At 63.6% G+C, this 14,561-nt stretch carries 11 protein-coding genes; 8 read left to right on the forward strand and 3 right to left on the reverse strand.

Going from position 1 to position 14,561, the window contains the following annotated elements:
* Nucleotides 1–20 precede the first annotated feature (20 nt).
* Together lipA and lpdA are read right to left on the reverse strand one after the other, a co-directional pair.
* Nucleotides 21–965: a lipoyl synthase gene (gene lipA, locus K3557_RS02415; protein ID WP_259997423.1), complete on the reverse strand. Its 945-nt coding sequence runs from the start codon at nt 963–965 to the stop codon at nt 21–23.
* An 18-nt stretch (nt 966–983) separates the two neighbouring features.
* Complete coding sequence (gene lpdA / locus K3557_RS02420; protein ID WP_259997424.1) at nt 984–2,366, reverse strand: dihydrolipoyl dehydrogenase; 1,383 nt, start codon at nt 2,364–2,366, stop codon at nt 984–986.
* A 173-nt stretch (nt 2,367–2,539) separates the two neighbouring features.
* Here lpdA and K3557_RS02425 point away from each other — a divergent pair, with 173 nt between their 5' ends.
* A complete protein-coding gene (locus K3557_RS02425; protein WP_259997425.1) occupies nt 2,540–3,154 on the forward strand; it encodes a helix-turn-helix domain-containing protein in 615 nt (204 codons plus the stop codon).
* Between the two features lie 103 nt (nt 3,155–3,257).
* Nucleotides 3,258–3,926 (forward strand): GntR family transcriptional regulator, encoded by a 669-nt coding sequence (locus tag K3557_RS02430; RefSeq protein WP_259997426.1) that lies wholly within the window; start codon nt 3,258–3,260, stop codon nt 3,924–3,926.
* Between the two features lie 9 nt (nt 3,927–3,935).
* Here K3557_RS02430 and K3557_RS02435 read toward each other — a convergent pair whose 3' ends face one another.
* The gene (locus tag K3557_RS02435; RefSeq protein ID WP_259997427.1) at nt 3,936–4,829 is read right to left on the reverse strand and encodes a LysR substrate-binding domain-containing protein; all 894 of its coding nucleotides are present in this window, start codon (nt 4,827–4,829) and stop codon (nt 3,936–3,938) included.
* Nucleotides 4,830–4,937: 108 nt separating this feature from the next.
* Between K3557_RS02435 and K3557_RS02440 the strand changes: the two genes are divergently transcribed.
* From K3557_RS02440 to K3557_RS02465, 6 genes are all read left to right on the forward strand, one after another.
* Complete coding sequence (locus K3557_RS02440) at nt 4,938–6,482, forward strand: trimethylamine methyltransferase family protein (RefSeq protein ID WP_259997428.1); 1,545 nt, start codon at nt 4,938–4,940, stop codon at nt 6,480–6,482.
* A gap of 116 nt (nt 6,483–6,598) precedes the next feature.
* A complete protein-coding gene (locus tag K3557_RS02445) occupies nt 6,599–6,769 on the forward strand; it encodes an aldehyde dehydrogenase family protein (RefSeq protein ID WP_259997429.1) in 171 nt (56 codons plus the stop codon).
* 8 nt (nt 6,770–6,777) lie between these two features.
* Nucleotides 6,778–8,073: an aspartate aminotransferase family protein gene (locus tag K3557_RS02450; protein WP_259997430.1), complete on the forward strand. Its 1,296-nt coding sequence runs from the start codon at nt 6,778–6,780 to the stop codon at nt 8,071–8,073.
* Nucleotides 8,070–10,475 (forward strand): FAD-dependent oxidoreductase, encoded by a 2,406-nt coding sequence (locus K3557_RS02455; RefSeq protein ID WP_259997431.1) that lies wholly within the window; start codon nt 8,070–8,072, stop codon nt 10,473–10,475. Before K3557_RS02450 ends, K3557_RS02455 begins: the two co-directional genes overlap by 4 nt.
* Nucleotides 10,468–12,879 carry an FAD-dependent oxidoreductase gene (locus K3557_RS02460; RefSeq protein ID WP_259997432.1) on the forward strand — a complete coding sequence of 804 codons (2,412 nt, stop codon included), beginning with the start codon at nt 10,468–10,470 and terminating at the stop codon, nt 12,877–12,879. The genes K3557_RS02455 and K3557_RS02460 overlap by 8 nt, the downstream gene beginning before the upstream one ends.
* Nucleotides 12,880–12,883: 4 nt before the next feature.
* Entirely contained in the window at nt 12,884–14,560 is a 1,677-nt protein-coding gene (locus tag K3557_RS02465) for a thiamine pyrophosphate-binding protein (RefSeq protein ID WP_259997433.1), read from the forward strand.
* Nucleotide 14,561 lies beyond the last annotated feature (1 nt).

The raw sequence follows: 14,561 nt of genomic DNA on the forward strand, positions 1-14,561 counted from the left end.
TCCTCCCGATAACGTCTTGGTTAAATGCCCTTCGCCAAGGCCATCTGACGGGCCTCTTTCAGGGCGGCAAAGTCTTCATCCGCGTGGAACGAGGAACGGGTCAGCGGCGTGGCCGACACGTGAAGAAAGCCCTTGGACCGGGCAATCTGTTCCAGCTGCGCGAATTCTTCCGGCGACCAGAAGCGGTCGATCGGGTGATGCTTGGGGGTGGGCTGCAGGTACTGGCCCACGGTCAGGAAATCGACCTGTGCCGCACGCAGATCATCCATCACCTGGCGCACATCGTCCAGTGTCTCGCCAAGGCCGACCATGATGCCCGACTTGGTGAACAGCTGCGGGTTGGCGCGTTTGGCGTCGTCCAGCAGCCGCAGCGAGGTATAGTAGCGCGCACCGGGACGGACGCGCGGGTAGAGGCGCGGTACGGTTTCCAGGTTGTGGTTGAACACATCAGGCGCTGCTTCAAAGACCGTATCCGCCGCTTCACCCTTGCCCAGGAAATCCGGGGTCAGCACCTCGATTGTAGTGCCCGGGTTCTGATGGCGGGTAGCACGGATGGTCTGGGCGATATGTTCAGCGCCGCCGTCGGCCAGATCATCCCGGTCAACTGAGGTGATCACCACATGGCGCAGGCCCAGCTTTTTGACGGCCGCCGCAACCCGGCCCGGCTCAAACGCGTCCAGCGTGTCCGGCCTGCCGGTGGTTACATTGCAGAAAGAGCAGCCGCGGGTGCAGACCTCGCCCATGATCATCATGGTGGCGTGGCGCTTGGACCAGCATTCGCCGATATTGGGGCAGGCGGCCTCTTCGCAGACGGTTGCCAGATCGTGCTCCCGCATCAGCTTGCGGGTTTCATAGTACTCAGGCCCTTCGATCTTCTTCTTGCGGATCCACTTCGGTTTGCGCGGGATCGCGCTGTCGGCCTTATGGGCCTTTTCCGGGTGGCGGGGTCTTAGCTGGATCGTCATCTGGCATATCCCTCCGGATCAGGCGTGGATGGCGCGGCCAAGTGCATCAAGGCAGGCTTCTTTCACCGCCTCACCCATCGCAGGATGCGCATGGCAAGTCCGTGCAACCTCCTCGATAGTAGCACCTTTTGTCATCGCAAGCACCAATTCGGCAATTAAATCACCGCCATGCGCGCCGCAGATATGGGCGCCCAGGACCTTGCCATCGGGCGTGGCCAGCACTTTTACTGCGCCGTCGGTCTCGCCGGTGGAGCGCGCGCGGGAGTTGGCCATGAAGGCAAACTTGCCTGTGATGTAGTCGGTGCCGGCCTCTTTCAAGGCCTCTTCGGTCAGACCGACCGAGGCAACTTCGGGATCGGTGTACACAACGCCGGGGACGGTGTTGTAATCCACATGGCCATGCTCGCCGGCCAGGAGTTCCACACAGGCAACGCCGTCTTCCTCAGCCTTGTGGGCCAGCATCGGGCCGGGCACGCAGTCGCCGATTGCAAAGATGCCGGGCACTGAGGTCTGGAACGTTTCATCCACCTCGACAAAGCCGCGGGCGTTGATCGAGACACCGAGGTCTTCCAGACCCAGACCGCGGGTCACCGGGCGGCGGCCGATGGCGATCAGTACTTTGTCCGCCTCAATCTGCTCTTCCTTGTCCTTGCCGACACGGTCCAGCGTCAGGGTCAGGCCGTCTTCACCCTTCTCAATGGTCTTCAGCGCGCGGCCCAGCTGGAACTTCAGCCCGCGCTTGGACAGCGCCCGCTGGGACAGCTTGGCGATCTCGCCGTCGATGCCGGGCAGGATACGGTCGAGGTATTCCACAACCGTCACTTTGGATCCGAGGCGTGACCAGACCTGACCGAGTTCAAGCCCGATCACGCCGGCGCCGATCACCACCAGATGCTCTGGCGCGGCTTCAAGCGCCAGTGCACCGGTGCTGCTCAGCACGTCCACCTCGTCGATGTCCACGCCGGGGAGGGCGGCGGGTTCCGAACCAGTGGCAATCAGGATGTTCTTTGCTGTGTAGCTGTCTTCGCCGACCTGCACCTGGCCGGGGGCGGGAATGCTGGCCCAGCCTTCGATATGGTCGACACCGTTCTTTTTGAACAGGAAGGCGATGCCCTTGGTCAGGTCGCCGACAATCTTGTCCTTGCGCGCCATCAGCGCCCCCAGGTCCAGGCTGACCTCCCCGGCCGAAATGCCATGCGAGGAGAGATGGGAGAGTTCGGCATATTTGCCCGAGGAAGTCAGCAGGGCCTTGGAGGGAATGCAACCAACGTTGAGGCAGGTGCCGCCCAGCGACCCGCGGCCTTCGACGCAGGCGACCTTAAGACCCAGTTGTGCAGCACGGATTGCTGCGACATAACCGCCCGGCCCGGCCCCGATCACAATCAGATCATATGCGCTCATGTGGATTCTCCTCCGAAATGCGGTTCAGGACCGGCACGTACGCTTCCGTATACGACGTTTCGTCTCCTATAGGAAACTTTTTCCCCCTTGCAAACAAAAAGTTCCATCACGGAAATTTTGACCCCTGAATACATCAAAGCTAAGCTGTTTGCGGAACAGGAGAATTTGCACGAATGGAACCAATTCCCTCAGAAGAAACAGGACTGGGCCCGGAGGCGATGGAGGCTCCGGACGGTGAAGTCCTGGGGAAAATGATTCGCGATGCCCGCAAGGAAAAGGGGCTGACGCTGGAGGAAGCAGCGCGCGCTGCGGCCATTGGTCGGTCGACTTTGTCGAAGATCGAGAACAACCAGACCCGCCCCAGTTTCGAGATTATCCGCCGCCTGATGCAGACGCTGGAACTGGAAACGCCGCAGTTGTTTGTGCAGTCCGGGCAAAGCGGTGTCACCGGGCGGCGGGATTTCACCCGCACCGGATTGGGTGAGCACAAGGAAACTTCGACCTATGATCATGAACTGCTGTGCAGCGAGCTGACCAGCAAGCGCATGGTGCCGTACATCAGCACCATCAAGGCGCGCGACGTGACGGAGTTCGACAATTGGGTCCGCCACCAGGGGGAAGAGTTTATGTTTGTGCTGAGCGGCCAGCTGATCCTTTACACGGAACACTACCGGCCGCTTCGCATGGGGGCGGGGGACTCAGTCTATTATGACAGCGGTATGGGCCACGGCTGTGTGTCGGTCAGCAAAGAAGACGCCAGGGTGCTGTGGGTGTCGCTGGAAGTGTGACGGCCAAGCCGCCGGAAGTGGTGCAAATCCCTTTGCTGGCAGCTAAGCCGCTTTTCCGGACGGGCAGGTTCGCATACACCTGTCTGAAAGGAGAGGCATTGCGATGAAACTGGACCCGATTGATACCTCAACAGCAGCTTCGGCTTCCGCTGCAGTGTTTGAGGCGTTGCGCAGTGCGATCATCGATGGCCGGCTGGAAGAGGGCGAACCGCTGCGCCAGGAGGAAATCGCACGCCGCTTCAACACCAGCCGGATCCCGGTGCGGGAGGCAATCTCGCGGCTGGAGGAATACGGGCTGGTCAAGACACAGCGCTTCAAGGGCGCGGTTGTTGCCGGGCTGTCGGCGGATGAGGCGGCAGAGATCTTTGATTTCCGCGCGCTGCTGGAGCCGGAGATCATCCGTGATGCGGTCCCGCGGATGTCACAGGAACTGCTTGCCAGTGCGCGGTTGCATTGCGAGGCCTTTGCCGGCTGCAAGAACCCGATGGAGTGGGGTGTTCTGAACCGGGAGTTCCACGACGCGCTCTACAGTGCCAGTGCGCTGACCTATTTTCGCGAAGCAGCCCGCAGCGCGATGGACCGGATCGACCGCTACATCCGTGCGCAGTTGGTCATGAGCGACGGTATGGAGCGCGCCGAGCAGGAGCATGTTGCGATCCTGACGGCCTGCGAAGAGGGCGATGCCACTCGTGCTGCAGAACTGACCAAAGCGCATGTTCAAGCGGCCAAAACCTCGTTGCTGGTGCATTTCCCCGTTCTGATCCGGTCCTGACACCTGTTCTCAGACTGCCGTTGCTGGTGATGTCTGGGCAAGCAGCCAGTCGCTGATTGCGCTGGTGGCATTTTCATTCGGGCCTGCTTCCGGCCGGACCAGGTAATAGGCGCGGTTCTCGCTGACGGTTGTATCGAACAACTGCACCAGCACCCCGCTTTGCAGATCGGTGTTGATCAGCGGGATCCACCCCATCACGATACCCTGCCCGGACGCAGCGGCCTGCAGTACCACATTTGTGTCTTCAATGACCGGACCGGGCAACGGGCCGTCCAGCCGGACCCCGGCCTGCATGAACCAGGCGTTCCAGCCCAGGGTGTCACGCTGGTGGATCAGCGGAAAGCGCATCAGGTCGGCGGGTGACTGCGGATGCCCCAGCCGGTCCAGCAGGGCCGGGCTGGCAACCGGTGCCGACAGCACGCTGACCAATGGTTCGGAAATCATGCCGGGAAAGCGCCCGTCGCCCCAGGTGATAAAGATATCGGCGTCCACATTCTGCGGCGAGACCATCAGCGGGGTCTGCACCAGCTTCAGTTCTACATCGGGGAATTTTGTACAGAAATCGGCAAAGCGGGGCAGCAGCCAGCGGGTGGCAAAGCTGGGGCCCAAGGCAATGCGGATCGTGGTTTTCTCGGGCCACCGGGCCACTGAATTCACTGTGGCCTCCAGGATCCTGAACGCCTGCGAGGCGCCATCCGCCAGCCGCGCGCCTTCGTCCGTCAGATGCACCTGGCGGCCATCACGGGTGAAAAGCCGGATGTTTAAATAGGCCTCCAGCCCGCGAATGTGATGGCTGACAGCGGTGGGCGAGACGCCAATCGCCTCAGCCGCCGCGCGGAAGCTGCCGAGACGGGCCGCGGCCTCAAACGCGCGCAGGGCGGGGAGGGAGGGAAGATTGACCATGCTTGAGTTGAATGAGTTTTTCTCATCAGTAGCAAGAGAAACTTGTTTTTGTGCCGCGGGCGGCGGCTGCGTAGCCTAAGCGCAAAGGAATTCCGCCAGGGGAAGACAATGGCTGCAAGAGCGCGCCGCCGCGGCAGAGAAGCCCGGATCGAAGCCGAAAGCGCACCGGCACAAGGCAACCCGCCGGTCTGGGGCGGCATTGAGGGCGGCCGGTTCCGGCCTCTCAGCGACGCAGATGAGGCTGAGATCAACGAGGCGGTGCTGTCGCTCTTGGAAACGCTGGGGCTGAGCCAGGCAACACCTTCGATGATCGAGAAAGTCTGCGCTGCGGGTGGCAGCTATACGCAAGACAAGCGGCTGCTGTTCCCGCGGGCGCTGGTTCTGAAAACCATCAAGGAAGCCCGCCGCGATGTGGTGCTATTTGGCCAGTATCCGCACCATGATCTGAACCTGTCCGGCAAACGTGTCCACATGAGCTCGGGCGGCGGCGCGCCCGGGGTTTTTGACCTTGAGGACGGGCGCTACCGGGATAGCACGCTGAAAGACCTCTATGACGCGGCGCGCATTTGCGATGCGATGGAGAACATTCACCATTTCAGCCGCTCGGTGGTGGCCCGCGATGTCGGGGATGTGGCGGATATGGACCTGAACACTGCCTATGCCTGCCTGATGGGCACCTCCAAACATGTGTCGGTGTCGGTTTCCGAACCGCAGAATGTGCAGCAGCTGGCGGAGATGTGCTATGCGCTGGCCGGATCCGAAGAGGCCTTTCGCGCGCGGCCCTTCCTGACCGTGATGGTCTGCCACGTGGTGCCGCCGATGCGCTTTGCCGAGGAGGCGCTGGACACGCTGGAGGCCGCGGTTCTGGCGGGCTTTCCGGTGCAGCTGATCTCGGCAGGCCAAGCGGGCGCCACCAGCCCGGCAACTATTGCGGGCTCGCTGGTGCAGGCTGTGGCGGAAACCCTGGCCGGGCTGGTGTTTGCCCGGCTCGTCGACCCGGATGCCGCCGCGATCTATGGTGCCAAGCCGCTGATTGCCGACCTGCGCACCGGGTCAATGTGTGCAGGCGGCGGCGAGCAGGCGATCCTGATGGCGGCCGCGGCACAGATGGGCCGGTTCTATGATCTGCCCGTGACCTCGATTGCCGGCATCACCGACTCCAAGACGCTGGATGCCCAGTATGGCAGCGAGAAGAACCTGGCCGTGTCTTCCGCCGCCCATGCCGGTTCCAACCTGATCACCCAGGCCTGCGGCATGCAGGCAAGCCTTCTGGGCGTGTCGCTGGAGGCTTATGTGGTTGACAACGACATGATCGGCAACATCCTTCGGACCCTGCGCGGAGTAGAGGTGAATGCGGAGAATATCGGCGCCGAGGTGATTGCCGAGGTCTGCCGCGGTGAAGGCCACTATCTGGGCCACCGCCACACCTTCAGCCGGATGAAGTCCGACTACTTCTATCCGCATCTGGGTGACCGCCAGACCCCGAGGGAGTGGGAAGAGCAGGGCGCGCGCGCGATTGGCGAAGTGGCCAGGGACAAGGCGCGGGAGCTGCTGGCCGGCCACTTCCCCGCCCATATTCCGGACGGCAAGGACCAGGAACTGCGCGCGCGGTTCAATATCCGTCTGAGCCGGGCGCAAATCGGGCGGGCGTGATGCTGGACCACCCGCTTTTCCCCCGGCAACTGGACCTCATACCGCATCGCTGGACAGACGGCGCGGCCGCCGGTTGGTGCATTACCGAATGCCGGGACGCGGATACCACTCAGGTCATGCGCATTGCCCGCAAGGCAAAGGCCGGGCAGCTGTTCGTCAATGGCTTCCAAAAAGGCGGCGGCACCATCCCCTTCGGCGGTGTCAAGGACAGCGGCTTGGGGCGTGAAAAGGGGTTTCCCGGCATCAGTGCCTATTGCGCCGTGAAATCCATCGTTTTGAACCACTAGGAGCCGGCATGAACACCAGCCAATCCCTTGCTGAGCGCGCCCGCCTCGTCATGCCGGGCGGGGTCAGCCATGAGCTGCGCTACAAGACCCCGCATCCGGTCTATTTCACCCGCGCCAAGGGGGCTGAGAAATGGGACGCGAACGGCAAGCGCTATATCGATTTCAAGCTGGGCGCGGCCAGCCAGATCCTGGGCCATGCCCACCCTGAGATCGCCGCCGCGGTGGCAGCCCAGATGGGGCGCATGCCCTATACTGGCGATTGCCACCCGCTGGAGGTGGAATGGGCCGAGTGGCTGAACCGTCTGTTCCCCTCGGCGGAGCGGGTGCGTTTCACCGGGTCCGGCACCGAGTCCACTATGCTGGCGCTGCGGCTGGGCCGGGCGCACTCGCGCCGCGACAAGGTGCTGCGCATCGACGGCCATTTCCATGGCTGGCACGACATGCTGATCAAGGGTGCCAAACCCGGCACCACTACCGTGCCCTCGCTGGGGGTGCCGCAGGCGGTCTGCGACCTGACCGTGGTGGCCCCGCCGGATCTGGACGCCATTGCTGCGCTGTTGGATAGCGACCCGCAGATCGGCACGGTGTTTGTCGAGGCTTCGGGCGCCAACTACGGCTCGGTGCCGCTGCCCGAAGGGTTCCTGCAAGGCATCCGCGCGCTGGCTGATCAAAGCGGCCATGTGCTGATCTTTGACGAGGTGATTACCGGCCTGCGCTGGTCGCCCGGCGGACGCCAGGCGCGCGACGGGGTGGTGCCGGACCTGACCACCCTGGCCAAGGCCGTAACCGGTGGCCTGCCCGGCGGCGCGGTGGTGGGCAAGGCAGAGATCATGGAACTGTTGAACCCGGGCGAGACCCGCGACGGGCTGTCGCCGCCAGTCAGCCACAAGGGCACCTTCAACGCGGCACCCATGGTGGCAGCGGGTGCGATCAAGGCGATGGAGATCCTCTCTGCCGGCGATGTCCAGACCCACGCTGATGCCATGGCGGCGCGGCTGCGCGACGGCTTCAACGCTGTATTCGGCGATCTGGAGGTGCAGGCGCTGGCCTATGGCGACAGCTCCACCTGCCATATCTATTTCGGCGGCACTTCGATTGACGGGCTGGACGCGGCAACCATCCGCAAAACCCCGCCCGCCATCGTCAAGGGCCTGCGCGACGGGCTGCTGGAACGCGGCGTGGACTTCATGTCCTTCACCTCTTGCGTGACCGGCCTGCCGCATACCCCGGACCTGATCGACGAGGCCGTGGAGCATTTCCGCGGCACCCTTTCCGCGCTCATCCGTGGCGGAGTACTGCAATGAGCCTTCCTTCTCACGCCCGCACTGTCATCATCGGCGGCGGCGTCATCGGCTGTTCCATCGCCTATCACCTGGCCCGCGAAGGGCGGAAGGATATCGTGGTACTGGAGCGTTCGAAACTCACCTCCGGCACCACTTGGCACGCCGCCGGGCTGGTACGCCGCCTGCGGCCTTCGGCAACGCTGACCAAGCTGATCGACTATTCCATTGATCTGTACAGAGAGCTAGAGGTGGAGACCGGCCAGGCCACCGGCTGGACCCAGACCGGCTCGCTGACTTTGGCCACCAACCCCGACCGGCTGACCAACATTAAACGCCAGGTCTCGCTGGGCCGCGCCTTTGGTCTGGAGGCGGAAGTGGTGGATGGCGCCCGCGCCAAGGAGCTGTGGCCGCTGATTGAAACCGATGATGTGATCGGCGCGGTCTGGTCGCCTGCCGATGGCCGGGTGAACCCCTCGGACGTGGCTTTGGCGCTGTCCAAGGGCGCGCGGGCGCGGGGGGTGCAGTTCTTTGAAGATACCGCCGTCACCGGGTTGCAGAAGAAAGGCGGACGCATTTCCGGCGTCGAAGTGGGCGAGCATCTGATCGAGGCCGACGAGGTGGTCATCGCCTGCGGCCTCTGGTCCCGCGAGGTTGCCGCCATGGCGGGCGCCCATATGCCGCTTTACGCCTGCGAGCATTTCTACATCCTGACCAAACCCTTGCAGGAGGTGCAGGCGCTTGGAAAGGGCGCGCATCTGCCGACGCTGAATGACCAGGACGCCTTCCTCTATGCCCGTGACGATGTGGAGGGCCTGCTGATCGGTTGTTTTGAGCCCCACGCCAAGGGCCTGCCCCTGGACCGTCTGCCCAAGGACTTCTCGTTCGACCTGCTGGACGAGGACTGGGACCATTTCATGCCGATGATGGAAAATGCCCTGCGCCGCATACCGGCGTTGGAGAAGGCCGAGGTTCGGATGCTGCTGAACGGCCCTGAGAGCTTCACCCTCGACAGTCAGTTCATGCTGGGTGAAAGCCCCGAGGTGCCAGGGCTGTTCCTGATGGGCGGCATGAACTCCACCGGCATCGCGCTGGCCGGCGGCGCGGGGCGCGCGATGGCGGAATGGATCATTGCGGGTGAGCCGGCGATGGAGCTGAACGAGGCTGACATCCGCCGCTTCAGCCCCGAAATGAACGTGCTGGGCGCGCTGGAGGCGCGGATCCCCGAGGTGCTGGGCCGCCATTACGACAATCCCTATCCGGGCCGCTCGATGGAGACCGCCCGCGGCCAGCGCCGCTCGCCCATCCACGCGGGTCTGGTTGCGGCGGGTGCAAGGTTTGAGAGCCGCGGCGGCTGGGAGCGCGCTGTGCACTTTGGCGGTGCGGACGCGCATCTGCCGCTGACCTTCGGCGTGCCTGCCTGGCGCGATCAGGTCGGCCGAGAGGTAGACGCCTGCCGCAACGGCGCCGCCATTCTGGACCAAAGCGCATTCGGCAAGATCATGATCCAGGGGCCAGATGCCTGCGCCTTCCTCAACCATCTCTGCGCGGCGCAGATGGATATCGCCGAGGGCCGCATCGCCTATACCCAGATCCTGAACCGCAAAGGCAGGGTGGAAAGCGACATCACCGTGCAACGGCACGGGGCAAACGCTTACCTCATGATCGTCGGCGCCGGTGAGGTGGTGCGCGACCTGAAGCGGATGCGTGAGACCAAAGATGCGTTTCACGTGGAATTCACCGATGTCACCAGCGGCTACGCGATCATCGGTCTAGCAGGCGCAAAGGCTCGCGAGGTACTGCAAGCGACCTCGAACAGCCCGGTGCCGGATTTGAAACGCTTCCAGTTCGCCCCTGTTGAGATCGGCCTGGCGCGCGGCTGGGCCGGGCGGCTGAGTTTCACCGGCGAGGAGGGGTATGAACTGTACATCTCCGCCGACATGGCCATGGCCGCCTATGAGGCACTGTTGGCAGCAGGTGCAAGCCATGCAGGTCTGTACGCCAGCGGGTCCTTGCGGATCGAAAGCCGCTTTTGCGCCTTTGGCCATGAACTGGGGCCCGGCATCACGCCGCAGGAGGCGGGCCTGGGTGCTTTCTGCGCCTTTGGCACCGGATTTGTAGGCGAAGAAGCATTGATGTCGCACCCCCCGAAGCGCCGGATTGTCTCAATCCTGTTTGATGATCCGGAGGCCATCCCGATCCACGACGAGCCGGTCTATTTCGGCGGCGATGTAGTGGGGCAGATCACCTCGGCCGCGTGGAGCTATCGCTACGGGCGTTCGTTGGCATTGGCGATGATTGATGCCCCCCTGGGCCTGCTTTCCAAAAACACCGTTGTCCCGGGTTTTGAGGTTGAAATCGCCTGCACCCGCTATGGCGCCAAGGCATCTCTGAAATCCGCCAAAGAGGCGTTTGCGCATGACTGACACCACCCGCACCACACAGGTTGCCATCATCGGCGGCGGCATTATGGGCGTGGCTGCTCAGTTCCAGCTGGCCGAGAACGGCTGGACCGACACGATCCTGTTCGAGAAGGCGGAACTTACTTCCGGCTCCACCTGGCACGCGGCGGGGCAGATCGCCCATGCGGTCGGCTCGCGCCTGGCGGGTTGGATCAACAAAACCTCGATCGAGACCTACAAGCGGGTTGAAAAGGAAACCGGCCAACCCATCGGCTGGCATGAGGTCGGCGGCTTCCGCATTGCCACCACCGATGACGAGGTTGATTGGATGAAGTCCATCATGGGCGTCGGCAAACTGCTGGACCTGCCAATGGAACTGGTCGGCCCGAAGGAGGTCGCCCGTGTGAATCCTTTCTACAAGACGGATGACGTTAAGGCGGCAGTGCGCACCTATGAGGACGGCCATATCGACCCCTCGTCCGTCACCATGGCGCTGGCCGCGGCCACCCGCGCGCGCGGGGCCAGGATTGAACGCCGCAATCAGGTTCTGGGCGCCTCCCGCAAGGGAGACATGTGGCTCTTGCGCACGGAAAAGGGCGATGTGCTGGCCGAACATGTGGTGATTGCCGCCGGGTCCTATGCCAATCAGGTGGGCGAGTGGTTCGGGCTGAGGATCCCCTCGGTCAGCTGCCTGCACCACTATCTGGTCACGGATACGGTGCCGGAGTTTACCGGCCGCCCGGAACTGCCGGTGATGCGCGACAACGCCTATGGCGGCTATATCCGGCAGGAGCAGAAATCCGGCCTGATCGGCATCTATGAAGGCCACGTCTGCCCTACGGTCTGGGAGATGCCGGGCGGCGCGCCTTGGACCGCAGAGAATGAGCTGTTTGGGGCGGATTACGACTCCATCGGTGATTTTCTGATGGTGGCGTTTGAGAAGATGCCGGTGCTGGCGGAGCTGGGTATCAAGCGCGTGGTGCGCGGCGCCATCACCCATACGCCGGATGGCGGCATGCTGGTGGGGCCGTCGGGCGCGCCAAATGTCTGGCTGTCCTGCGGGTCTTCCATTGGCCTCGCCTGGGGCGGCGGTGCTGGCAAGGTGCTGGCCGACTGGATGGTGCATGGCGAGACCCCGATCAACACCCGCAGTCTTGATCCGCGCCGTTATGGCAATTTCTCGACCGATCATTTTATTGTTGAGCGCACCAAGGATGAGTTCATGCGCCGCCATGATACCCCGTGCCCCGGCAAGCAGTTCAACAGTTTGCGCCCGCTGAACCGCCATGTGCTTTATGACCGGCTGGCCGCCAAGGGCGCGGTTTTCGGCGAGGTCGCAGGCTGGGAGCGCCCGCGTTACTTTGGCGAGGTGGGCGAGACCGAGCAGATCGGCTGGGGCCATCAGCCCTGGCACGCCAATGCCATGGCAGAGGCCAAGGCGGCGCGGGAGGCAGCCGGCGTCATCGACCTTTGCGCCTTTGCCCAGTTCGAGATCACCGGCAGGGACGCAGGCGCGCTGCTGAACCGGCTGTCGGCCAACAAGATCCCCGCGCGCGACGGGCGGATGAGCCTCAATCACCTGCTGACCGAAAAGGGCCGGTTTGAGACCGAGATCACCATTTGGCGGATGTCTGAGGGCCGCTATTTCACCGGTTCGCCCATTGCCCGCGCCAATCCGGATTTCGACTGGATCAAGTCGCACATCTGCGATGGCGAAGACGTGCAGATGATCAACCGCACCCACGATTGGGGCATGCTGGCGCTCTCCGGCCCGGCCTCGCGCCGGATCCTGGCGGAGCTTACCGATGCAGACCTCACGAACCAGGCTTTCCCCTGGCTGTCCGGACAAGAGATCACCGTGGCGAGCATTCCCTGCTATGCGTTGCGGGTCTCTTTTGTGGGCGAACTCGGTTGGGAGCTGCACGCGCCGCTGGAGCAGATCGGTGAACTCTATGACGCGCTGTTTGCCGCTGGAGAGAAATACGGTCTGACCAATCTCGGCTCCTATGCTTTCAACGGGATGCGGATGGAGAAGGCCTACCGCGCATCGGGCGAGCTGACCACCGACGTGGGGCCGCTGGATGTGGGGCTGGAGCGGTTTGTGGTGACAGAGGGCCGGACCTTCCTGGGCAAGGAGGCCCTGCTGGTCCGCGATCCGGGCTGGGAGCTGTTCTACGCCGAACTGCATGCGGAAGGCATCGGCATCCACGGCGGTGAGCCGGTGCTGCTGGATGGCAAACCAGTCGGTCTGACCACCTCGGGCGGCTATGGCTTTACCGTCGGCAAATCGCTGGGCTGGCTGTTTGTCCGCAAGGGCACCCCGCGCGAGGGCCTCTGTGTGCAGATCCTGAACCGCGAATTTCCCGTGACCGTCCACCAGAACGCAATTTTTGATCCGCAGAACCTGCGGCCCCGATCCGAGGATTAACACCATGACCATGATCAACACCAAGATCACCGGAGGCGAGGCAGTCTACCGCGTGCTGCAGGCGAATGGCATCGACACTGTGTTCGGCCTGTTGGGCGGCTCGATGCTGGAACTTTACGACGCGATGTATCAGGGCGGCGGCATCGGCTATGTCGGCGCGCGGGATGAGCGTGCGGCGGGTCATATGGCCGATGCCTGGGCGCGAATGACCGGTAAGCCCGGTGTGGTGCTGGGGGCGCAGGCAGGCCCCGGCGTGGTCAACATTGTGACCGCGGTAGCCGAGGCGCAGCTGGCCTATTCGCCGCTGGTGGTGATCGCCGGGGCCATCAGCCGCTGCGATCAGGCCAAGGATACCTTTCAGGAGGTTGACCAGGTGGCACTGTTTGCACCGATCTCGAAACGCTCGGTCATGGTCACCGATCCCGCGCGCCTGGCACCGATGCTGGAGGACGCGATCCGGCTGGCCAACTCGGGCCGCCGCGGGCCGGTGGTGCTGCATGTGCCGCGCGATCTGTTTGCCGTCGGCGTACCCGCCATCGACCCCAAGCCAGTGAGCATCGCCCGCCCGGGGCCTGCGGCGCCGGAAGACATCAGCGCCATCGCAAATCTGCTCGCAAGCGCGCAGCGCCCGGTGATCTTTGCGGGCGGCGGCTTCAAATGGGGCAAGGGACGCGAGGCGCTGACCGCTCTGGCTGAAACGCTGGAGGTGCCGGTGGTGGCCTCGACCGGTCATGCCGACGTGATGCGCCACGGCCATTCGTGGTTTGCAGGCCAGGCCGGTCCGCGCGGCAACCGGGTGGCCAGCCGTCTGACCAAGGAAGCCGACGTGATGGTGGTGCTGGGCGCGCGGCTGGGCTTCAACTCCACCTTTCACAGCAACGATTATGTCGGTGCAGACACCCGCATCGCCCATGTGGACATCGACGGCTCTGCCGTTGGGCGCTACTTCCCGGCGGAAATTGCGGTGCAGGCCGATGCCAGGCTGACAGCCGAGGCGCTGGCCACTGCGGCGTCGAAACCTGCCGCGGATGAATGGCGCGCGGCGTTCAAGGCGGATATGGCCAGCCTCGCTGCAGAACGCGAAGAAGAAGCGCAAATCGCCACCCTGCCGATGCACCCGCGCCGGGCGCTGGGCGAAATCCGCGCAGCACTGCCCAAAAACGCAATCGTCACCCTGGACACCGGCAACACCTGCCTGCAGGCCGCCGACCGGCTGGCGCATTACGACCCCCTCAGCCTGATCACCCCGCTGGACTTTGGCCTGGTGGGCTTTGGCCTGGCTGCTGCGATCGGCGCCAAGGCTGCCGCGCCGGACCGTCCGGTGGTGGCAGTAATGGGCGATGGCGCTGCCGGTTACACGATGATCGAAATCCAGACCGCCATTCAGCACAAGCTGCCAATTGTGGTGGTGGTCTTGGACAACGAGGCCTGGGGCGCCGAGAAAGCCTATCAGCAGGAGTTCTATGGCGGGCGTCTCTTGGGGGCTGAGATCACCTCGCCGCGCTATGACAAATTTGCGGAGCTTTGCGGCGGCAAGGGCCTCTGGGTTGATGGCCCCGGTGAAATGGGCCCGGCGCTGGAGGCCGCACTGGCCAGTGGCGAGACCACCATCATCCAGGGAAAAATCGACCCCGGTGCGCTGATGACTCTGCGCAAGGACCTGTTCAAGGCGCCAAAGTAAG

Origin of the sequence: Leisingera sp. M523 (assembly GCF_025141335.1) — a bacterium.
Lineage (GTDB): Bacteria > Pseudomonadota > Alphaproteobacteria > Rhodobacterales > Rhodobacteraceae > Leisingera.